The 20,091-nt window shown below is 67.9% G+C and carries 21 protein-coding genes; all 21 read left to right on the forward strand.

Annotation, left to right across the window (positions count from 1 at the left end; all coding sequences use genetic code 11):
• Positions 1-115: 115 nt before the first annotated feature.
• The 21 genes from U5640_RS11745 (at position 116) to U5640_RS11845 (ending at position 19,916) form a co-directional block, all read left to right on the forward strand.
• Positions 116-1,420: a hypothetical protein gene (locus tag U5640_RS11745; protein WP_340375746.1), complete on the forward strand. Its 1,305-nt coding sequence runs from the start codon at positions 116-118 to the stop codon at positions 1,418-1,420.
• A 58-nt stretch (positions 1,421-1,478) separates the two neighbouring features.
• Positions 1,479-3,668 (forward strand): phage tail tip lysozyme, encoded by a 2,190-nt coding sequence (locus tag U5640_RS11750; RefSeq protein ID WP_340375747.1) that lies wholly within the window; start codon positions 1,479-1,481, stop codon positions 3,666-3,668.
• Between the two features lie 253 nt (positions 3,669-3,921).
• Complete coding sequence (locus U5640_RS11755) at positions 3,922-4,848, forward strand: hypothetical protein (protein ID WP_340375748.1); 927 nt, start codon at positions 3,922-3,924, stop codon at positions 4,846-4,848.
• Complete coding sequence (locus tag U5640_RS11760) at positions 4,845-5,546, forward strand: hypothetical protein (protein ID WP_340375749.1); 702 nt, start codon at positions 4,845-4,847, stop codon at positions 5,544-5,546. Before U5640_RS11755 ends, U5640_RS11760 begins: the two co-directional genes overlap by 4 nt.
• A 294-nt stretch (positions 5,547-5,840) precedes the next feature.
• A complete protein-coding gene (locus U5640_RS11765) occupies positions 5,841-6,410 on the forward strand; it encodes a hypothetical protein (protein ID WP_340375750.1) in 570 nt (189 codons plus the stop codon).
• A complete protein-coding gene (locus tag U5640_RS11770) occupies positions 6,407-7,117 on the forward strand; it encodes a hypothetical protein (protein ID WP_340375751.1) in 711 nt (236 codons plus the stop codon). Before U5640_RS11765 ends, U5640_RS11770 begins: the two co-directional genes overlap by 4 nt.
• A 63-nt stretch (positions 7,118-7,180) precedes the next feature.
• Entirely contained in the window at positions 7,181-7,705 is a 525-nt protein-coding gene (locus U5640_RS11775) for a hypothetical protein (RefSeq protein WP_340375752.1), read from the forward strand.
• On the forward strand, positions 7,705-8,754 hold the full coding sequence (locus U5640_RS11780; protein WP_340375753.1) for a hypothetical protein: 1,050 nt from the start codon (positions 7,705-7,707) through the stop codon (positions 8,752-8,754). The genes U5640_RS11775 and U5640_RS11780 overlap by 1 nt, the downstream gene beginning before the upstream one ends.
• Positions 8,755-8,848: 94 nt before the next feature.
• Positions 8,849-11,137, forward strand: coding sequence for a relaxase MobL (gene mobL, locus U5640_RS11785; protein WP_340375754.1), 2,289 nt, complete (start codon positions 8,849-8,851; stop codon positions 11,135-11,137).
• A 136-nt stretch (positions 11,138-11,273) separates the two neighbouring features.
• Positions 11,274-11,822: a hypothetical protein gene (locus U5640_RS11790; protein ID WP_340375755.1), complete on the forward strand. Its 549-nt coding sequence runs from the start codon at positions 11,274-11,276 to the stop codon at positions 11,820-11,822.
• 262 nt (positions 11,823-12,084) lie between these two features.
• A complete protein-coding gene (locus U5640_RS11795) occupies positions 12,085-12,423 on the forward strand; it encodes a hypothetical protein (protein WP_340375756.1) in 339 nt (112 codons plus the stop codon).
• A gap of 206 nt (positions 12,424-12,629) precedes the next feature.
• The gene (locus tag U5640_RS11800) at positions 12,630-12,983 is read left to right on the forward strand and encodes an SH3 domain-containing protein (protein ID WP_340375757.1); all 354 of its coding nucleotides are present in this window, start codon (positions 12,630-12,632) and stop codon (positions 12,981-12,983) included.
• Positions 12,984-13,096: 113 nt separating this feature from the next.
• A complete protein-coding gene (locus tag U5640_RS11805) occupies positions 13,097-14,386 on the forward strand; it encodes an MFS transporter (RefSeq protein WP_340375758.1) in 1,290 nt (429 codons plus the stop codon).
• 39 nt (positions 14,387-14,425) lie between these two features.
• Positions 14,426-15,664, forward strand: coding sequence for an ATP-grasp domain-containing protein (locus U5640_RS11810; protein WP_340375759.1), 1,239 nt, complete (start codon positions 14,426-14,428; stop codon positions 15,662-15,664).
• Between the two features lie 40 nt (positions 15,665-15,704).
• Positions 15,705-16,523: a tryptophan synthase subunit alpha gene (gene trpA, locus U5640_RS11815; RefSeq protein WP_340375760.1), complete on the forward strand. Its 819-nt coding sequence runs from the start codon at positions 15,705-15,707 to the stop codon at positions 16,521-16,523.
• On the forward strand, positions 16,520-16,978 hold the full coding sequence (locus U5640_RS11820; protein ID WP_340375761.1) for an XF1762 family protein: 459 nt from the start codon (positions 16,520-16,522) through the stop codon (positions 16,976-16,978). Before trpA ends, U5640_RS11820 begins: the two co-directional genes overlap by 4 nt.
• Positions 16,979-17,080: 102 nt before the next feature.
• Positions 17,081-17,206 carry a hypothetical protein gene (locus U5640_RS11825; protein ID WP_340375762.1) on the forward strand — a complete coding sequence of 42 codons (126 nt, stop codon included), beginning with the start codon at positions 17,081-17,083 and terminating at the stop codon, positions 17,204-17,206.
• 76 nt (positions 17,207-17,282) lie between these two features.
• The gene (locus U5640_RS11830; protein ID WP_340375763.1) at positions 17,283-18,347 is read left to right on the forward strand and encodes a hypothetical protein; all 1,065 of its coding nucleotides are present in this window, start codon (positions 17,283-17,285) and stop codon (positions 18,345-18,347) included.
• Positions 18,348-18,418: 71 nt separating this feature from the next.
• Complete coding sequence (locus U5640_RS11835) at positions 18,419-18,637, forward strand: hypothetical protein (protein WP_340375764.1); 219 nt, start codon at positions 18,419-18,421, stop codon at positions 18,635-18,637.
• 225 nt (positions 18,638-18,862) lie between these two features.
• Positions 18,863-19,420 carry an RDD family protein gene (locus U5640_RS11840; RefSeq protein ID WP_340375765.1) on the forward strand — a complete coding sequence of 186 codons (558 nt, stop codon included), beginning with the start codon at positions 18,863-18,865 and terminating at the stop codon, positions 19,418-19,420.
• A gap of 289 nt (positions 19,421-19,709) precedes the next feature.
• Complete coding sequence (locus U5640_RS11845; protein WP_340375766.1) at positions 19,710-19,916, forward strand: hypothetical protein; 207 nt, start codon at positions 19,710-19,712, stop codon at positions 19,914-19,916.
• Positions 19,917-20,091: the final 175 nt, after the last annotated feature.

The following is a 20,091-nucleotide window of genomic DNA, read 5'->3' on the forward strand; positions in this document are numbered from 1 at the left end:
CGACCGGGGACAGAGGCGTCGAGCGAACCGGGTCGGTTGAGGTGCAAGGCCTCCTCCGGCCCGGTTCGCCATATCCGGGCCCGCAGCACGGTGCAGGCACGAGAGAGAGCAGAGCATGGGGATCAAGGACAAGGCACTGGCCTTCAGCAGGAAGTTCAAGCTCGACTCGCACCACGCGATCGAGCGTTTTGGGGTGTTTTTCGGCATCTTCGCGGTCACGGGCGCGATCGTGATCAGCGCATCGGGGGCCTCGGCGTACCAGGCGGAGCGTGACTCGCTGTCGCAGACGGCGCTGTACACCAGCGACTTCAAGACGTCGAAGACGAATCTCGACGGCACCGTCGACGGGGTCTACACCAACGAGAGCGGCAACAAGGCGCTCGTGATGATGCACTTCAGTCCGACCGCTCAGATCTCGTACAACGCCGCGGACTACAGGGCGTTCCTGCTCGGGTCGGACACCTCGCTGAACAGCGAGCCGGTCAGCACCAGCGGGATCAAGGGCTCCTTCTACGCCTTCGGTTCGACCGGCTATGTCGGGGTCCTCCTGAACGCCGACCGGCCCTTCGACCGCCAGGTGTTGAACCTGACGGTCCGCGCGAACGCCGAACTCACCACGCCCGGAGGGGAGCAGGCGCAGAGCAGCGGCAAGCTGGCCGGCGACGAGACCTTCTCCAAGTACGACCAGTGGCGGGTCTTCTTCAACCCCGGCGCATCCGGGGTTCAGAAGGTCGCGGCGCTCGACGCTGTGGCCTTCGACCCTGCGCAGGCCTACTACGAGGTCGCGCTCAAGGAGATGGAGGCCGAGGCCAGGGATGCTCTGGACCAGAAGCTCGTCGAGATGCGCACGAATCTGACGCAGATTCAGTCGTACACGTCCGACCTGCAGACGACGAAGATCGACGGCCTGTTCCTGCGTCCGCCGACCGTTCCGGTCTCGATTGCCACCGACAAGATCACGGGCGTCTCCGCGGCCGAGGCCAAGGACGGCGTCTCGACGCTGGCGCTGCAGACCAAGCACGTCGTCCCGGGCGGCTTCGACCTCAACTGGCGTGCAGGCAACGTCTACGACGGCTACCTCGACGCCCTGGTGCCGGCCGGTCAGAGCTACGCCCAGTTCTTCACCAAGAAGCGTGACGAGGGCTCGGATCCGACGAGCCAGCAGATCTCGGACATGCAGTGGATCCTCTCGGACGGCACCAGCCTCACGAAGGACTACCAGTCCTCTGACGTGACGATGCGCCCCCTCATGAACATCATGAACAACCTTTCACAGGCGTATCAGAACTACTCCCGGAACAAGTCGCAGTACGAGTCTGATCTGTCGCTCGACCTGCTCCGACTGGACGTGAGTCTGCGGGACGTGCAGTCCAACAGCACCATTCGCGACGACAAGGGCTTCCTCACCACTCTCCATTGAGTGCGGTGAGGAAGTGACGCATCCCGCTACCTGGCATTGAGCCGGAAAGGAAAGCGACATGGCCACCGACAAGCCGAATCGGAGTCCCAAGAAGGGGACGCCGAAGGACCAGCCGAGCACGTCGGTGAGTCAGGGGGTGCCCCGGCAAGGTCGCGGGACCAAGAGCCTCGGCCCCGAGGAGGGCATCGAGAAGCCTCCCGAGGGCAAGGCCAGCGTGCCCAAGCAGCTCCCGGGGCTGGGAGCTGCTTCTTCTGGTCCTTCTGGCGCGGCGAACACTGCGCCGAAGATGCCGGACGCGGCAAAGACCGCAGAGACCGCAGGCAAGGCGGCCGGTGCCGCGAATGCCGGGTCGAAGATCAAGCAGGGCATGAACGGCGTCGCCGGGAACATGGCCGGAGGCGCGGCCCAGAAGGCCATCGAGGGAGACGGCAGCAGCGCGGCCCGCCGTAACGCCGGGCGTTACGCGGGAGCTGCCGTCTCCGGTGCCGTGGCCGGCGCACAGGCTGGCGGGCTTCCGGGAGCCGCCGTTGGCGCAGCGAAGAACGTCGGCGTCGAGGGGGCCCAGGACTCGGTCAAGGGCGTGTCCAAGGTCACCGGCGGCAGCCCGGACGCCAAGCCTGCCGACCAGCGCGAGCTGGGCGCCGGCGGCACGGGCTACGAGCGCGGTGCGTCGAAGAACGACGAGGGCCTGGGCTCGAAGGCGGCCAAGGGCGTCGCCGTCGGCGGTGGCGCGGCTGCTGCTCCGCCGGCCATGGGCGTGGTCATGGCCATGGCCTTGCTGAACTGGTTGAAGTCCATGTTCTTTGCGGCCATGGCGATGGCCGTCAACGCAGGGAAGCTGCTGTGGACGCTGATCGTCAGCATCGCCAAGGCGGTTGGTCATGCGATCGCTGCGCCGTTCATGGCGATCGGCAGCTTTCTAGCCAAGGGGGTCGGCGCGGTCCTGGGCGTCACCGTCACGGCGACGATGGCCCCTGTGGCGGCAGCGATGTCGGGCGTGGTCGCGCTGACCGCCACCGTGGCTCTGCTGGGCACGGTCTTGACCGGCGTCCTCAACTCGACGGCGCTGACAGAAGGCGGCATCAAGGCGAACGGGACGGCGTGCGTCGTCAACGCGGGTAGCGTCGGCAACGGTTCCGGGGCGGCCGTCCCGGCGGGCGTGGAGAAGAACGCCAAGGAGATCTACTCGGTGCTCAGCAGCTGGGGGATGCCGAAGGAGAACATCGCGGGCATCCTCGGCAACTGGTCGCAGGAGTCCGGGATCGACCCGACGAGCGTACAGAACTTCCCCGCGGGGACGTATGCCATGACCGCCGGGAAGGCCAGCGCAGCGCAGAACACGGACAACGGCATCGGTCTCGGGCAGTGGACGTTCGGCCGCAACACGTTGCTGCGCCAGTACGCGAAGAGCAAGGGCGTCGACTGGTTCACGATCAAGGCCCAGCTGGCCTTCATGGTCGATGGCGACAACCCGGGCGATGTCACGGTCTTCAAGGACATGCTCAAGACGTCGCAGGGCTCCCCGCGTGCGGCGGCGCTGCACTTCCACGAGAACTGGGAGCGTTCGACTGACGGCGCGGCCGGGCTCACCGCACGAGGCGACAACGCCGAGATGTGGTTCGGCAAGATGAGCGGCTGGTCGGTCGACAGCTCGATCGTGGGCGACGTCAAGAACATCGTCGGCGGGATCATCGAGAACATCGTCAACGGCATCAACACGATCCTGGGCAACTGCAGCACCAAGGGCGGCAGTTCCGTCTCGTTGAAGGACGGCGGGATGACCCAGGAAGAGGCTCAGGCCCTCGTCGACCTCTTCAACAAGGAGGGCGACAAGTTCCTCGACGACCGCTACGGCGACCAGGGTGGTCCTGGCCCGTGCGGGAGCAATCACGCTGAGAACTGCGTGTCGTTCTCGACCTACTTCGTGAACAAGTACACGACGTTCCAGACCTACCCGGCCGGTGACGGCAAGGAGACGGCGTACACGATCGCGAGGGAGACCGGCAAGCAGTTGTCCTCGACCCCGACGGCGTATTCGGTGGGTTCCGGCCCGGGATCCACTCCCGCCGGCCACACTCTCGTGGTGCTCGGCGTCCAGGGCGACAAGGTCATCCTCGGCGAGGCCGGCTACTGCGCCTTCATGGGCCGGGTCCGTGTCGACAGCGCGGCGCGGATGGCGGCCGAGGGCTGGAAGTTCGTGGACATGTCGGATTCGATGCTCCCCTCCGGCAAGATCAAGACGGTCTGATGCACTGCATCTGATCTGGGAGTGAGAAGCCGGTGCCGGGCGATCTGGGCACCGGCTTCTTCATGTCCGGTGCAGGCCCTGCGTTGCCGGCTTCGCTTTTTGGAGCCCTTATCGAATGGATTCAGAGTCGGTCACGAATGCCTTTAGAGATAGACTTGAGTCGTTTATGAGAGCAACGTGGAGTGAGGAGTGTTCCGTGACGACAGCCCATGACGAGTCCGAGAGCACGGGCCCCGAGCAGGAGACCGGGTCGATGCCCGAGGAGAAGCCCGCGGCACCGAAGACGCGCAAGAAGGTCACCGGAGCGGAGCTCGAAGAGCGCTTCGCGAGCTGGACGATGCGCCAGCGCGAACGGGTCCAGACACGCAGCCCGGAGGACAGCGCGCGCCTGATCCGACGCAGCGTGACCGCAGTGATGGGGGTCGGGATCCTCGCCCTGGTCGTCGCCACGGGCGTGGCTGGCGAGAGCTTCAAGGCGAGCACGGCGGACAACGAGGCCCAGATCATCCAGCTCAAGGGGCAGCTGGATAATGCCCGGTTCACGCCCGTGAAGGCGGACGCCGGCGCGCAGTTGTCCAAGCTCACCGAGGCGGCAGCCGCCGACGCGAAGAAGGTCGCGACCGGGGAGCAGACCTTCGCCACGTTGTACCACCAGGCCAGCGTCCAGCCCAGCCGGAACAACGGGGCCCCTAACCAGGCCACGCTGGAGATCATCAAGCACCGCCGGGACATGGCGCCGCTGTTCAGCAAGGACTCCTTCCTGGTCAGTGACAAGGAGGCGTACGGCACCTCGTCGTTGACGCCGTTCGATGCGACTACCGAGATCGATCCGCGCTACGCCTGGTACATCCGCTACGCCGGCCAGAACGCAGCCGCCCCGAGCACGTACGCGTGGAAGGTCGAGACGGTGATGCCCGATCTGAGCGTGAAGGACGGCTCGGGCGCGACGAACCAGGCAAAGGTCGTCTGGCTGTGCCGGGACACGAAGAGCGGCGAGGTGCTCGCCTGGGGGAGCGCGCGCTACGTGCGCAACGCCACGACGGGGGCCTTCGGCCACTTGGCGCTCGTGGTGACCGCTGCTGGGGCTCAGTACGAGAACCCCGCGATCAAGATGCCGGCCGGGTCCGGAGTCCCTGAACTCAGCGGCACGGGCACACAGAAGAAGGGCGGGAGGCGATGACGGAGCAGACGGCAGCATCCACGCGGTGGGGATTCTTCCGGCGCAACCTCTCGGTCCTGGTGACGGCAGCGGTCCTCACGGTCGTCGCGACAGTTGCCGGTGTGACCTGGAGCAGCCAGCACGCGGCCCTGGCTGAGCAGAAAGCCCAGATCAACGACGTCGAGGGACATCTGACAGGCATCCAGAACAAGAACGCCGAGCAGGTGAACGCGGACGTTATGGCGGCCCTGGGCGTCAGCCAGAACCGGCTGAGCACCGACGGTGAGCGCATCAAGTCGCTGCTCTCGATGGCCTTCACATGGGACTCGGGACAGAGCTACGAAGCGGCGCGCGAGAGCCTGAAGAGCCGGTTCGGCCTCACCGAGAACGAGACGTTCCTGAAGTCGTTCATGCCTTCGTCGAGGTTCAACGAGGACTCCCAGGGGCGGCGTTACTACTACATCGACACGGTCGGCCTGAACTCGGCCCTCGGCGCGGATCCGGACATCGAAGTCGTCGACGTCAAGGCGGGCGTCTACACCTACGCCGCCCTGGCCGATGTCGAGGCCACCTCCGACGCAGTGACCCAGAACAAGTCGAGCAAAGCCAGTGTCACGGCGCACCGGCGCGCGCTGCTCTTCGTCACGGTCGACGCCCAGGGCAAGGTCTCGAATCTCTCCGGCGTCCCGGCGAGTGGCGAGACTCGCTATTCCGGATAACCAAGACCCCCTTTCGACTCGTCTCATTGATAGAGTTGCACTGATATTCGAGTGAATCAGCGAGTTGAGGGCCAATGGCATCGACACAGACCGATGAGTCGGGTGGGAGCGCAGTGCGCAAGACGCGCTTCGTCGCGACGTCCGCGTCCTCGCAGGAGGGCGCGGACACTCCTGAGCAGACGGAGCCCGCGGGCGGCCTGCGCAAGCGCACCCTCGTGGCCGGCGTGAGCATGGGTGTGGGCGCACTGGTGTGCTTCGTACTCTCCGGCGGGGTTCTCCGGCGGTCAGAGCGCGGTGAGCGATACGGCTGCGCCGGAGATCTCCTCTCTGCAGGAGCAGATCAGGATCGCCGAGGCGAAGACGGCGGCGCTGCCGAAGGCCGACGACGCCGAGCGTGGTCTGACCGCGGCCCTGACGGCGGCTGGTGAGGTCGCAAAGCTGCAGAACAACTACCGCTACCTGACGCCCAGCGTGGCAGCAGACGGCGGCATGCTCGACACGGCGACGTCTCAGTCGACACTGCGCAACCTCATCCCCTACTTCGCCCCCTCGGTGCATCAGTCGAACCTGGGGCCGTGGTACCTGCTCGCCAGTGACAAGGACGTGGCAGCCGGCGTCGGGATCCCGATGAGCTTCAACTCCGGCTTTGAGTGGGTCGCCCAGGTGCCCTATCTGGTCAACGACGACAGCACCATCACGGTGACCTGGCTGGCGATGGAGACCAGGACCGGTGCGGGCGAGAAGCCGGCGGTGCTGGCCTGGGCCCGCGCCGACTACGACCTGGTCCGCAAGGCGTTCGTGAATATCCAGACCGGCACGACGGCCACCGGCGAGGCCCTGAAGCAGGAAGTGAAGGCACCGTGAACGAGGAGATCAGGGACAAGCTGCGCCAGCACGCCGGGAAGATCCTGCTCGGCGGTACCGGGGCGCTGCTCGCGCTCTCGGTGGTCACGCTCGGAGCCGGTCTGCTCAGCGACGGCCCGGCCGCGTCGGACACCCAGGCCGATGCGGTTGTTCAGAAGCTCGAAAGCAACCTCGGCGACGCGCAGGCCAAGCTCGCAACACAGCACACGGCGCTGCTGGTTCAGCTGCTGGGCATGGACATCGAGCGAGTGAACCGTGACAGGGCGACGGGCCGGTCTCTCCTGCTCAGCCTCACCGACAGCTCGACGTCGACCCGGACCGTCAAGGAGCAGCAGGTACTGCTCGACGCGCGCTACGACTTCCTCGACCACAAGTCCCGGGTGCTCACCGAGTTCGTACCGGAGTGGATGACGGCGACCGGAGCCACGAAGGGCGCTGGGACAACGTACACGCTCGCTGATCTGGACATCAGTGTGAGTCGGGTGCAGGGCCTGAACTACTCCTATACGGGGGTGGCCCGGCTCGATCCAGTCCGCGTCGGACCGGATCAGAACAGCGCTGCCAAGAGCGAGTTCCTGGTCTTCACCTACTCCACCTCTCACGACGGCACGGTGACGTCGCTGGACGCCTATCGGGCCTCCAGCAAGACCCGCGACGCCCTCGCTGCCGCCAGCGAGGAACAGCCCTCTCCCAAGCCGACCGGGTGAGCAAAGCGCCCACCGCTTCAGCACGCACCCCAGAAGACTCCGACGAGACATAAGGACACGAACATGTCGACCCAGACCCTGGAGAAGACCGAGGCGACCGCCCCGACAAGCACGGCCGCGACAGCGAAGAAGACCACGGCGAAGCCTGCGAAGGGACAGAAGGACTCGAAGCTGCGCACCGGATGGCGGCGTCTGGCCCCGAAGAAGGAGACCGGCAGGGTCTCCGTCGTGGTGTGGGCGGGGTTCTTCCGGGCCATCGTCCTTCTCGCCGACTACCTGCTGGCGTTCATCACGGCCACGGTCATCATCCCGGTTCTGGGCGCATGGCTGCACCAGCGGTCGGGCGCATCCCGGGGTGCGCTCAGTGCGGACGGAACCATCGCCATGTGGCTGATGCCGCTCCTCTTCCTGGTCGCACTGCTCGCCGCGGTCGAGATCGTCGTGATGCGCGGCATGTGGCGCTGGGCAACGCGGATGACCGCGAAGATCCGGGACGCCCGGGGCGAGGCGACCGGCGCCGACGTCACACCGAAGTCCACGACCAGGACCACCAACCAGAGCAAGACCAACCGCAAGAGGAGCAAGTGATGCGCACCGCAGGACTGACGATGAACGACGTATGGGCCCACCGTGTCCTGCGTGAACGGGGGGTGGAGACGTACCGGCTGGAGGGGGTGACCGCGGAGCTCGGCGTCATGGTCGAATCGCTCGATCTCAAGCACCGGGGCAAGGAGGAGAACTACCGCCCCTATCTGCACATGACGGGCGAGCTCCGCTCGGTCACCCCGGCCAAGGCCCTGCCGTTCGGCATCTCCCAGGTGACCTACTCCCCCGGCCAGGGCGAGAAGGTAGACGCCTTCTACGAGTTCGACGACCAGCAGCTGGTTGTGCTCGCCAGCAAGGGTTACTTCACGAGCGGCTTCGCAGTGCCCGAACAGGTCACCGGGATCGAGTGGGAGCTGCCGGCCACGGCGGACATGCTTGTCCTCGCTCCGTCGGGGGCGCAGACCGAAGACGATACGCCCGTGGTCTTCACCCAGATCCACGACATCGGAGGCCTGGAGATCGATCTCGAGTCCAGCGGCTACGACCTCGCCGGCTACTTCGCCGACCACTCCACGGACGGCGTCCCGCGGGCTGAGGCTGTGGTCGATGCACGCGGGCTGAAGGCACGTTCGGACGCGATCAACTCGCTGTTCACCGAGGACGAGCTGGGCCTGGACACCGAGGTCAAGCAGGTCGTCGGAGCGCCCGTGCCTGAGGCAGCGCCGGTCGCTGACGGCATGAGCGCGCGTCTGCAGCAGATCGAGGCGGAGATCGCCGCCGAGCGGGAGCAGTACCAGAGCGAGCGCGCGAGCACCGAAGGCACCACGGAGAACCTCTACCGGGAGCGCGTGGCGGCAGCGTTGCAGACGGCTGAGGAGCAGGAGGAGCCGTTCGCTCCCCCGGTTTCGGCCCGTGAGGCGCAGCGCGACCTGAACCTGGATCTCGACCTGGAGCTGGAGGAGCAGGAACAGGAGACCCGACGACGTGAGGTCAAGTCCGCTCCGAGCCTGGACGAGCGCAAGCGCCACGTGGCCCAGCGTGCGGCCGATCTGGACTTCGGCGAGGACGGCGAGCAGAGCCTGGGGTCCTGAGGACGGATCAGGCATGACGAGCGCGGCCCCGGTTGCTGGCGAACAGCAGCCGGGGCCGTAGTGCATCGGTACCGAGACAGGAAGGAGAGCGACGATGGGCCTGAAGCAGGACATCATCGTGGTCAACGAGTTCAGCGTGCCGCTGCCCGGCGGCAAGGGATCACGCGGTGCGACGCCAGGCGACTACGTCACCCGCTACATGGCCCGCGAGCAGGCGACCGAGTCGCTGGCTCCGATCCAGCGCCTGCGCACCGACGACTTCATCATGCGCTACATGGCGCGGGAGTCCGCCGTCGAGCGCGCCGGCATCTCGCGGAGTGCGGCGAAGCATGAGATGCGCCAGGCCCAGGGCGACGGCGGCGTGGCCTTCGGCTACGGATCGGTCTCACTCTCCGACGAGCAGCTGCGCGCGGCCAGTAACGACATCCAACAGCACTTCGAGAACGGCAAGACCGTGCTCAAGACGGTGCTGTCCTTCGACGAGGAGTACCTGAGGAAGCATCGCATCGTCGATCAGGACTTCCACTGCGAGGCACGCGGCGACTACCGCGGCCACATCGACCAGATGAAGCTGCGCCTGGCGATCATGCACGGTCTGGAGCGGATGAGCTCAGGCACCAGCGGCTTCGACGACCTGCGCTACGTCGGGGTCATCCAGGTCGACACCGAGCACGTGCACTGCCACCTGGCCATGGTCGACGCCGGCCGGGGCCAGGTGACGAAGACCGGTACGCAGCGCGGCAAGCTCCTGGACCGGCACAAGTCCAGGCTCCGCCGCGGTGTTGACGCCTGGCTCGATGAGAAGCAGGCGGTGGCTCATCTCTCCAGCGCCGTCGGCTACGAGCGGCGCAACGTCACCACCTTCATCAAGCGGTGGGCGCACGAGCGGATCCGCGCCGAATCCCTGCCGCAGTTCCTGCTTGCCTGCCTGCCGGCAGACCGAACGTTGTGGCGCGCCGGCTCGAATGACGCCCGCATGCGCAAGGCGAACCAACTGGTGACCGAACTCGTGAAGGAGCAACTCGACCGTGCCGGGTCCCCGATGCCGGAGGCCATGGAACGCATCGTCGACTACGCCAACGAGCGCCGCGCGAAGGAGTTTCTGAGCACGGAGGAATGGCAGAAGCTGGTCGAGCAGGGACGTACGCAGATCATGGAGCGCGCCGTCAACGGCGTCTACCAGATGCTGCGGGCCATGCCGGAGTCGGAGCTGCGGGTGCGCACGCCGATGCTCGAAGTCATGGGGATGGACTACCAGCAGATGGCGGTGCTCGCCGCGGACCGGCAGGGCGAAGACGAGAATGCTGAGGCCGACTTGGTCTCCTTCGGCTTCCGATTGCGCAGCTACGCCTCACGCCTGCAGCATCACCGGGAGAGGGCCGGGGTCTACCGCGACCTCGCGCACCAGTGGGAACAGGCCGAGAACGCCGGCGTCGCCGCCGAGGACTCGCGCCCGCTCTACGACTTCTACCGCTTCGAGGAGAACTACCACCGGCGGCTGATGAGCAAGTACCGGCACTTCCTGCCCTTCCTCGGGGACGTCGGCCAGTGGTACGAGCAGCAGCAGGACGTGGCGACCTACGGCCAGCGGCTGCTCTCGCTCATGGCGCTGCGCGCGGATGTCTCCCTGCAGCGGATGAAAGACTCCGAGGAGGCCGAGAACCTGGGCCGGACGATCTACGATCAGCCCGGCGGCCGGCTTCTGACCGAGGGCAAGCGCGGCCGGGCGGTGCTGGACGCGCGCATCCGGACGATGAAGCAGTCCTATGACCAGAAGCTGGACGGCCTGCGGGCTGATCTCGCTTCCTTTGGCCTGGTGCTGCGCGTGGGGTCGAGCGCCGAGGACCAGGCGAGTACGGAGACCGACGAGGTCAGCACGGACTTCAAGATTGTCGCCGGTGCCGCGTATGACTTCGACGAGGTCAAGGCCCTGGACCTGCACCACCTGGGCTACGACTTCGTCACCGACGTCGAGATCGGGCTGCACGCACACCAGACCTTCGTCGAGACGACCAGGGACCGCCGGCGGCTGCTGCTGGCGGCGATGGACTACCTGGACCAGTCCGGCCAGGCCGAGGCAATTCCCGATCTGCCGGTGGACGATGTCGCGGCGATGACACGGGTCTCCCGGGAGCTGACGCCTCAGCAGACGGACGAGGAATCCGGCACGCGCGTGTTGCGCTCCCGGATCGCGGAGCTGCGCGCCGGGCGCGAGCAGGTTGAGCGGATGCGGCGGTCCAAGGCTTCGTCACTGGACGCCGGCCTCGTCGTGCGGGTCCAGGCCCAGGTCGATCAGGCTGTGACCACAGTGGATGCGGGAATGGCATTCGACTCGCAGTCACCTCCCATCAAGACCGACTTTGAACGCGAACAGAAAGACTAGTCGTGGTCTTGTCGAATGCTCTATGAGAGTATTAGCGTGAAGAGCGTTCGGCGGGACTCAATGCCTTGTCCGGGCGATGTGACTGATCGCGGCCGACTTGTCAGAGGGCAGTCGGAACAAGCGGAAGGAAGAGATCATGGCACTTCTCAAGGGCAAGGGCGCAATGACCGGAGTCAACCTCATCGCGAAGGTCTACAAGAACGGCGTCACCAAGGACGGCAAGTCCCAGTACGCCGACGTCCAGGTCGACGCTCGAGATCCGCGCGGTCCGGAGCAGACGAACCTGCATCTGAAGTCCGATCGGGTTCAGGGTGAGGACGGCAAGGTCCGCTACAACAACGGCGCTCCGTACTCCACCGGCCAGATGGAGGAGATCGTCAAGGCCGCGGGTCCGAACACCGAGCCGATCCTGAACAAGGACGGCAACGAGGTCGGCACCATCTACGGCTTCAAGGGCAACGTGATGCCCGCGACGCGCGGCACTGGCCTGGTGGTCAACACCAAGTCCCTCGAGGCCTCCGAGTTCAAGGTCGACGACAAGACGCTGGACAACCAGTTCGCGTCCATGCGCGCCGCCCGCGAGGCACGGGCGGCGGCCAAGGAGTCGCAGGCTCAGGCCCCGGCTCCCGAGGCCAAGCAGGAGCAGGCAGCCGAGGTCGAGGTCGACGAGCCGGCGGTCGGCTGAGACCGAGACCGAGTCAAGCCTTATTCGAAAGGCCCCTGGATGTCACTGGGCGAACTCGCCGTCGTCGCAAGCGGAATGCTCGCTGTCGGCCTCACTGCCGTGGGCGCCTCGACGTACTCGCGGCGCCGCTCCCAGCAGGGCGATCAGCCGGCTTCGCACGGCTGATCCACAGATCCCCAGCGCGTCCGCCGCGCTGTGCGGGGGCCGCTGGAGACGCGGCCCCCGCACCTCGACGAACGCCTCCAACCGAAGGGTTCTTCTCATGCGATCCGCCATCCGCAACGCCGTCATGACAACGACGGCCACCGCAGTCCTGCTCGGCGGGATCGCCGCGACGGCCACCCCGGCCTCCGCGGTCGGCTCCACCGCGTGCACCCGGAATGACAAGAACCACTCCGTGATCGGCCCCAACCTGGAATGGCCGGCCATCCGCACCGGCCCGGGCGTGGCCTACAAGAAGAAGGGCCAGCTCGACTCCGCCGGCGAGTTCTGGGTGGAGTGCTCCGCCAAGAACAAGTACGGCAACCGCTGGTACTACGGCAAGTCCCTGTCCAGCGGCTCGTACGGCATGAAGGGCTGGGTCGCCGCCAGCTGGTTCTAGCACCACCGCGCGCCGCCGACGCGACGCGCCCCCCAGACCGCACCCTCGGGGAGCGAACGGGCCCACGTGCCGTGACCTGACCACGGCCAGGCCCCCTTCCAGGCCTCGGCGATGCCGGCGCCCGACATCGCGTCCATTGCCTGACCACCGACCTCTCACAGAGGCACACCCCTACCCGACCGCACCCCTTTTATGGAGGTTTGTGTATGTCTGCACGTCGTATAGCCGTGCTCGCGGCCACCGCGGCCGCCGTCGCCCTGCCACTGCTGTCCGCCCCGGCGGCCACCGCGGCACCGACCACCGTCCCGGCGTCGACCGTCTGGCCCTGCCCCGACAAGCCGCCGCTGCCGTACACGGTCCACACCAGCGCCGTGACCATCCGCTCGAAGGCCACCACCAAGTCAACCGCCGTCGGCGTCCTCTACCGGTCGCACAAGTTCAAGGTGCACAAGAGCATCAACGGCGGAAAGTGGCTCTACATCACCGACAAGAACACCGGCAAGAAGGGCTGGGTCTCCGGCAAGTACGTCTACCGCGACGTGCGCATGTGCCTGGACTGATCCGCACCTGACCGCGGTGCCCCGGCAACCCGAGCTGCCGGGGCACCGCCCCCCCCCCTCTCGGTGGCCGCCGGCCCTCCCCCTTCTCGTTTCTCGACCGCGCAGGTATCGCCATGCTCCCCTCCGCCGTTCCTGCGCCGATGGCGCGCAGCTCGTTGATGCGCGCCAGCGACGCCCTGGCCACCCAGACCGCCACCTACGCCATCCCCCTGCTGATCCTGGTGACGACCCGCTCCACCGCCCTGACCGGCGCCGCCTTCCTGCTGGAATGGCTGCCGCGGCTGGCCGCCTTCACCCTCGGCGGACCCCTGGTGGACCGCTTCCGCGCCGACCGCATCTTCCGCACCGCCGCCCTGGCCCGCACGCTGTTGTGCACGGCCGCGGCCGGTGCCCTGGCTGTCCTGCCCGCCGCCGGCACCGCGGCGACCGCCGTCGTGATGAGCGTCGGCGCCGCTGGCGGACTGCTCTCCCAAGCCTGCTTCGTCGCCGTCGAGACCCTCGGTGCGCACGCCAGCCGCGCGGCCGGCCCCGACGCCCACCGCGTGCAGTCCGTGCAGATCGGCATCGACCAGAGCGCGCTGCTGGCCGGCCCGCTCCTGGGCGGCCTGCTGCTGGCCGCCGCCCCCACACTGATGCTCACCGTCGTGGCCGCCCTGTCGGCCACCGCCGCCGCCAGCACGATCCCCGCTCCAGCCACCGAGGCGAGCACGTCCTCCGGGGTTCGCGCCGTCGCGGCCAGCCTGCGCACCGGATGGCACACCGTACGGTCCATCCCCGCCCTGGCCTGGCTCGTCACCGGACTCGTCGCCAGCAACCTCGCCCTGGCCGTCACCCAGGCCAGCGCCCCGATCACCGTCATGACCGGCTACGGCCACTCCTCCATCGCGGTCGGCGCGGTCTGGAGCACGGCCGGCCTGGCCTCCCTCGCCGCCGTCGCCGCCTGCCGCCACGCCATCGACCGCTTCGGACTGTGGCCCGTCGGAGCCGCTGGCGCCGCCACCGCCTGCGCCGCCTGCCTGGCCACCGCCCTGGCCCCCAACCTCACCGTGTACGCGATGACTATCGGCGTCCTGATGGCCGGCGAGGGCGCGCTGACCGTCGTCCTGCGCACCCTGCGCGCCCGCCTCATCCCCGCCGCCGTCTTCGGCAGCACGCTCAGCGTGACCATCGTGCTCGTCGTACTGCCGATGCCCGTGGCCGGCGCCCTGGTCGCCGTCCTGCCCGCCGGCACCCTGCCCGGCCTGCTCCTGGCCTGCGCCGTCCTGCAGGGCGCGGCCATGGCCCTCGCCTTCCGCGGCCTGTGGCACCACCGCGCCTCCTACACGCCGACCCGAACAGCCGCCGATCCCGCGGGCACCGGCCACCCGGCCGCTGCCCAGGCCGACGCGCCGCGCACGGCCTGATCCCGCCTCCAACCCGCCCGTCTCTCCCGGGAGTTCACCGTGTCCCACCCCATGCTCCTCGTCATCGGCTCCGGCCCGCGCCCCCTGCGCGGCTACCTGCTGGAGCAGACCGCCGCCCACTACCCGCTGCTGCTGGTCAACGACGCGCCCCTGACCTGGCAGAAGCCGTACGTCATCGACCACGAAGTCGCCGATCTCAGCGACCCGATCGCGGTGAACACCGCCGCCGCCTCCCTCGCCGTACGTTGGCCCATCGCCGGCGTACTGACCTGGGACGAGTTCCATCTGATGGCCGCCGCCCGGCTCGCACACAGCCTCGGCGGACGGCCCGGCAACACCCTCGCGGCCGTCGCCGCCGCCCGGGACAAGGCCACCTCCCGGCAGCGCTTCGCCGCCGCCGGAGTCCCCTCCGCCGCCTCCACCTGGGTGCACTCCCTGGACGCCGCGGCCTCGGCGGCAGAACGCGTCGGCTACCCGGTCGTCCTCAAGCCCGCCGCCTACGCCGGCAGCATCGGCGTCATCCGCGTGGACGCCATCACCGATCTGCCCGCGGCCTGGGCCATCGCCTCCGCCGGCGCCGCCAACCAGGGCCCGGAAGGAGACGGCGTGCTCGTGGAGGAGTACCTCGACGGCCCCGAGGTCTCCGTGGAGACCGTCACCCACCGCGGCGTCACCAGCGCCGTGGCCGTCACCCGCAAGTCGGTCGGCTTCGCTCCCTACTTCCTGGAGACCGGACACAGCGTCACGGCCGGCGACCCGCTCCTGTACGAGGTGGCCCCCGTCGCCTCGGCCGCCCTGGAGGCGGTAGGCATCAACCACGGCGTCAGCCACGTCGAGCTCCGCCTCACCCAGGATGGGCCGAAGGTCATCGAGGTCAACGCCCGCCTGGGCGGAGACCTCATCGGCGAACTCGTCCGCCTGGCGACCGGGATCTCCCTGCCCCTTGCCGCTGCCGCCCTCGCCTGCGGCGAAATCCCCAACCTGCGCCCCACCCGGCAGCGCAGCGCCGCCATCGGCATGATCTACCCGGCCGCCGAGGGCATCGTCACCCACCGCGGCCTGCGACCCGGCAGCGACCAGTACCTGGAGCACTTCCAGTGGCTGTGCGACGTCGGTGACACCGCCACCCTCACCCCCTCCAGCACTACGCCGAACAACATCCGCGCCGGATACGCGGTCGTCAGCGGCGACAGTGCGCACGAGGCCCAGCAGCACCTCGCCGACGTCCTCGCCCGCGCCGACGTGAAGGTCACCTCCGCCGTCCCCCGCGCCGCGTGAGCAACCCCGGCCCCCCGTACGCCGCTTGAAGGGACCCCCCATGACCCGCACCGCCCCCGACCGTCTCGCCGCCGCGCTCTCGCACCCCCAGCCCGCCCTCGGGGCCTTCTCGGTGGCGGGCTATCCGGATCTCCGCAGCAGTGTGGACGCCTTCGTCGCCTTTGCGGAAAGCGGCGCGGCGATGCTGGAAGTGGGTTGGCCAGTGGCGGATCCCTGGCTCGACGGTCCGGCCATCGCAGCAGCGCATAGTTGTGCTCTTCGTGCTGGTGATGGCATCAGAGTCACGCTGGAAACGGTGCGGCGCGTCTCTGCTCGATGTGACACGCCTGTGGTCGTCATGAGCTATTGGTCGACGATCCAATCTCTTGGTCTGCAGCGGATGGCCGATGAGCTGGCCGCCAGCGGTGCTGCGGGGTGCCTCGTGCCGGACGTTCCGCCGGAACGCGTTGAGGCGTGGGTGGCGGCAGCGGCGGAGGCCGGAATCAGCGCCCCGCCCCTCGCCAATCGTGATGCGTCGTATGCCGAGTTGGGCGACATATGCCGAGCCGCAGCGGGGTTCGTCTATGCGCCCGCGGCCGCTGGCCAGCAGACGGGATACTCGGCTGAGATTGACCTGGACGGTCTTGCTGCTTTCGTTCAATCCGTCCGGCAATTTGCTCCGTCGACCCCGATCCTGACCGGCATCGGAGTCTCCACGCCTGAGCTTGCCTCCGCCATCGTGGGGCGAGTCGACGTTTCTGGCGTCGTGATCGGCTCACCGCTCGTCCGCTCTCTACGCAGTGGCGCAGATAGCCTCCACCAAACGGCGGCCCTGGTCGAGGAGTTCGCGGCTGCGCTCGCCGCCGGCGGTGCCGCATGACCCTTCATCTGGTGCCTGTTCGCTTCCGTGAGGCTGCGGCATTCGTCCAGGACTGGCACCGTCATCACGCACCTCCCCCTGGACAGATCTTCGCGATTGGCGCCGCCGACGAGGATGGAGTTCTGCGAGCTGTCGCGATCGTGGGGCGTCCTGTCGCTCGCCACCTGGACGACGGAGCCACTCTCGAAGTCACACGCACATGCAGTGACGGAGCCCGGAACGCGAATTCGCTCTTGTACGGCGCCGCGTGGCGAGCGGCGAAAGCCTTGGGTTACACCCGCTTGATCACCTACACCCAAGACGGGGAGAGCGGTGCAAGCTTGCGTGGAGCCAACTGGCGGGTAGTCGCCCATCGGCTCCCTCGCCGCGGGTGGCACACGCCGTCTCGTCCACGGCTCACCCGTGGCACGGAGTGCGTCGCCCGCACTCTGTGGGAGGCGGTGGACGCCTCGTGAACTGGTATGGGGTAGGCGGCCTACTCAAACTTCTGGTCGACGAGTCCGGCTTCGAGGTCGGCAATCCGCTTCTCTGCGAACCGGAGATTCTACGCCGACGCCGTGGTGGTCGGCTCCGCCGCGATCCGGTCCATGCACGCCCGGCCGGCCGCACCCGCTTTCGCGGCCGCGGAGACGGCCGCCGCCTTCGCGGCCGGAGTCCGCCGCGGCCACAAGCCACCGGCCTGAACCTCAACCACGTCCACCGCACGCAACACACCGCACAGAACACCTCCACCGTCGCCGTTCCCGGAAGGAACTCAGCATGTCCCCATCCACACGCCTTGCCCACCTGCGTCCGCTGGCGCTCACGGCCCTGAGCGCCGCCGCGGCGCTCGCCCTCGGCGCGTGCGGCGCAGGCTCGGACACCGGCAGCGCCGGCAGCCCGACGCCGAGCGCGAGCCGCACCCCCGCCCCTAAGGGAGCGATCAGCAAGGCGGCCGCCCAGCAGGTGGTCGACCACTTCCAGGCCGTGAACAACGCCGCGAATGCCGCACGGGACGCCAAGCTGCTGGGCACCGTAGAAGCAGGGGTTCCCTACGCCCAGGACCAGGGCGTTTACAAGCAGTGGAAGACGTGGACTGCGAAGAAGCAGAAGACCTACTCAAGCCCATTTACGTACGAGAACCGCCAGTACATCATCCCGGCCGCCCCCGCCACGTGGTTCGCCATAACGGCCACCTCCTCCGACGGCGACAAGTCCCGCGGCGTGTTCGTCTTCGACAAGGCGGACGGCGGCCCGTACAAGCTGTCCGGGGCGGTCTGGCTGGGCAAGAAGACCACACTGCCCAAGATCGCCGTCGACCGGCACGGGCTCGCCGAGAGCGTCGACCCCGCACAGCAGGTCGGTGCGCTGGCTCCGAACCAGCTCCGCACCGCGTACGAGGACCTGTGGGAAACCGGAGGGGCGCAGGAGGGCAAGAAGCTGGCCTCCACCGCGGAGACCAAGGAGGCCATCAGCAGCTACCGCCACTACAAGGCGCACGGCACCGGCAAGGACGACCGGACCGGAAAGAACATCGCGGACAGCTGGTTCGTCACCGCGGAGCCGGCCTCCGGCACGGTGTACGCGCTGCGGCTGGCCAACGGCGGAGTCCTTGCTGTCGCCGGGACCGCGCACACCCAGAAGACGGTGGTCAAGCCCCAGTACCCCAACGGCTACCTCCATGCGGGCGAGGCACAGACCGCCCTCGGCGCCAGCGGGAGCGGCGAGATCTACTCGATCAACGACACGTACCAGGGGCAGCTCCTGGCCGCACTCACCCCGCAGAGCGCGCAGGTGATCGACGGCGAGTGGGAGCAGGTGGGCTCCGCGAGCACCCTGCGGTAGCGACGCGGCGGACATGCCGCCCTCCTCTGTTCCGTCCCGGGCCACTTGGCTCACTACACACAGGAGCCGTTTTGCTGCACCACAAGATCGCGCTGCGTCTCACTGCACCCGCGGCCGTCCGGTACATGAGCGGCGAGACGATCGTCCCGGGCAAGCAGGAGGCGGTCTACGACTCGACCGAGCGGCCCGTCGTCGTCGACGTGTACCGGGGACAGGCGTTCGCGGCGCTGTCCCCGACCGGCAAGCCGCGCGTGCTCGGCGCCGCAGAGAGTCTGGTGGACTCCAAGTGACCGGCCGCGAGAGGTCCGGCACCGCCGCAGGGCCACCACGCTGAACGGTTCGGTGCGCGCAACGAGCCGGTCAGAGCGTCCTAGGCCTGCGGTCCGCGGGCGCGGCACCGTGTCTGTCGGCTGCCGATGCGCAGAGGGCGTCCAGACACCGACCGTATCGAACCTTCCCAGCAGCTCACAAACGACCCCTTCACAGCCCATGTGGATCTCTGTTGAGAGGAAGATGTGTCAAACCATCCGCAATACCCCACCGCCTCGCCTCACCCGTCCGACCCTGCGGGCGGACCCCACGGGGGGCACGCCAACGGGCACTTCGCGCCGTACGACAGCCCAGCCCACTCGGGCATCCCACCGTTCCCGGCAGGTCTTGCCGACCTCGGATCCCGGCTCGGAGCGCGCGTATTGGATCTGATCTTCTGGTACGTGGCCTACATGGCGACGGGAGGCATCTGGCTAAGCATGTGGATCGATGCGGGAGGGGGGTCCACTGCTCAATCGCTCCTGGCGGCATGGCTCCTGGTTTCCGGCACTCTGTACTTCCCCGTGTGCATATGGAAGTTCGGGCAAACGCTGGGCAAGCGGATCTGCCACGTACGCATCGTGCGCCGCGAGAGCGGACAGGCCATCGGCTTCTGGCGTGCGATGGGACGCGAGGTGCTCTGGCCCGTGGTCAGCTTCATTCCCGTGCTCGGGCTGCTGAATACGCTGTGGTGCTGCTGGGACCGGCCGTATCGCCAGTGCCTTCACGACAAGGTCGCGGACACTGTGGCGGTGGCGCGGTGAGAGCGTCTCACGTGACCACAAACTCGCCAACACCACGGAACCGGCACGCCCGGACGGGGACAGCGAGTACGGTGATCGAGGCCCGGCTCCGCTCCCCCGTCGGCGCCGGGAGCAACAACCCAGGGCGCTGTGCGCCGGTCCAGCACCCAGCGGAGTCGGACACGTTCAGACCGAAGACGACCACCCCCGCGTGTATGGCCTCGCTCTCCGTCGGTAACCAGGCAGTTGTGGATAACCCCGTCACCCGTGTGGGAACGCTCTGTCGTACCCGGATGGCAGGATGGGGCACATGGCTGGACACGTAGACGACTTCCTTGAGCAGAACGCCTCGTTCATCGCGGGTGAGCCCGTGGTGAAGGCGATCGTCAGGCGCTACCGCGAGGCGGTCAGCGCTCGCAACAACGCCACCGCCACGGCGCTCGGTGAGCTGATGCTTGAGGTCGCCGAACCGCTCAAGGGCTTCCCCGGCCACCACGAGGAGTGGCCGAAGCCCTGACCCGCGACACGCCCGGAGCCCCCTGGAACTTCAGGGGACTTTTTGGTGCCCGGTATACGTTCCGACCTGCGGTTTCAAGCAGCCCGGCAGAGTTGCATCCGCCTTCAGCAAGCTGCGGGCTCCGGCGGCGAACTCGCAGGCCGGGCCCAGCACGCACGGCGGGCCGCGTCACGGC

This window comes from Streptomyces sp. SS7 (assembly GCF_037993025.1).
GTDB lineage: Bacteria > Actinomycetota > Actinomycetes > Streptomycetales > Streptomycetaceae > Streptomyces.

Bases quoted from the DNA above. Each gene is read 5' to 3' on its own strand.
- U5640_RS11745 (WP_340375746.1), top strand. From the start codon at position 116: ATGGGGATCAAGGACAAGGCACTGGCCTTCAGCAGGAAGTTCAAGCTC.
- U5640_RS11750 (WP_340375747.1), top strand. From the start codon at position 1,479: ATGGCCACCGACAAGCCGAATCGGAGTCCCAAGAAGGGGACGCCGAAG.
- U5640_RS11755 (WP_340375748.1), top strand. From the start codon at position 3,922: ATGCCCGAGGAGAAGCCCGCGGCACCGAAGACGCGCAAGAAGGTCACC.
- U5640_RS11760 (WP_340375749.1), top strand. From the start codon at position 4,845: ATGACGGAGCAGACGGCAGCATCCACGCGGTGGGGATTCTTCCGGCGC.
- U5640_RS11775 (WP_340375752.1), top strand. From the start codon at position 7,181: ATGTCGACCCAGACCCTGGAGAAGACCGAGGCGACCGCCCCGACAAGC.
- U5640_RS11780 (WP_340375753.1), top strand. From the start codon at position 7,705: ATGCGCACCGCAGGACTGACGATGAACGACGTATGGGCCCACCGTGTC.
- mobL (WP_340375754.1), top strand. From the start codon at position 8,849: ATGGGCCTGAAGCAGGACATCATCGTGGTCAACGAGTTCAGCGTGCCG.
- U5640_RS11790 (WP_340375755.1), top strand. From the start codon at position 11,274: ATGGCACTTCTCAAGGGCAAGGGCGCAATGACCGGAGTCAACCTCATC.
- U5640_RS11795 (WP_340375756.1), top strand. From the start codon at position 12,085: ATGCGATCCGCCATCCGCAACGCCGTCATGACAACGACGGCCACCGCA.
- U5640_RS11800 (WP_340375757.1), top strand. From the start codon at position 12,630: ATGTCTGCACGTCGTATAGCCGTGCTCGCGGCCACCGCGGCCGCCGTC.
- U5640_RS11805 (WP_340375758.1), top strand. From the start codon at position 13,097: ATGCTCCCCTCCGCCGTTCCTGCGCCGATGGCGCGCAGCTCGTTGATG.
- trpA (WP_340375760.1), top strand. From the start codon at position 15,705: ATGACCCGCACCGCCCCCGACCGTCTCGCCGCCGCGCTCTCGCACCCC.
- U5640_RS11820 (WP_340375761.1), top strand. From the start codon at position 16,520: ATGACCCTTCATCTGGTGCCTGTTCGCTTCCGTGAGGCTGCGGCATTC.
- U5640_RS11830 (WP_340375763.1), top strand. From the start codon at position 17,283: ATGTCCCCATCCACACGCCTTGCCCACCTGCGTCCGCTGGCGCTCACG.
- U5640_RS11845 (WP_340375766.1), top strand. From the start codon at position 19,710: ATGGCTGGACACGTAGACGACTTCCTTGAGCAGAACGCCTCGTTCATC.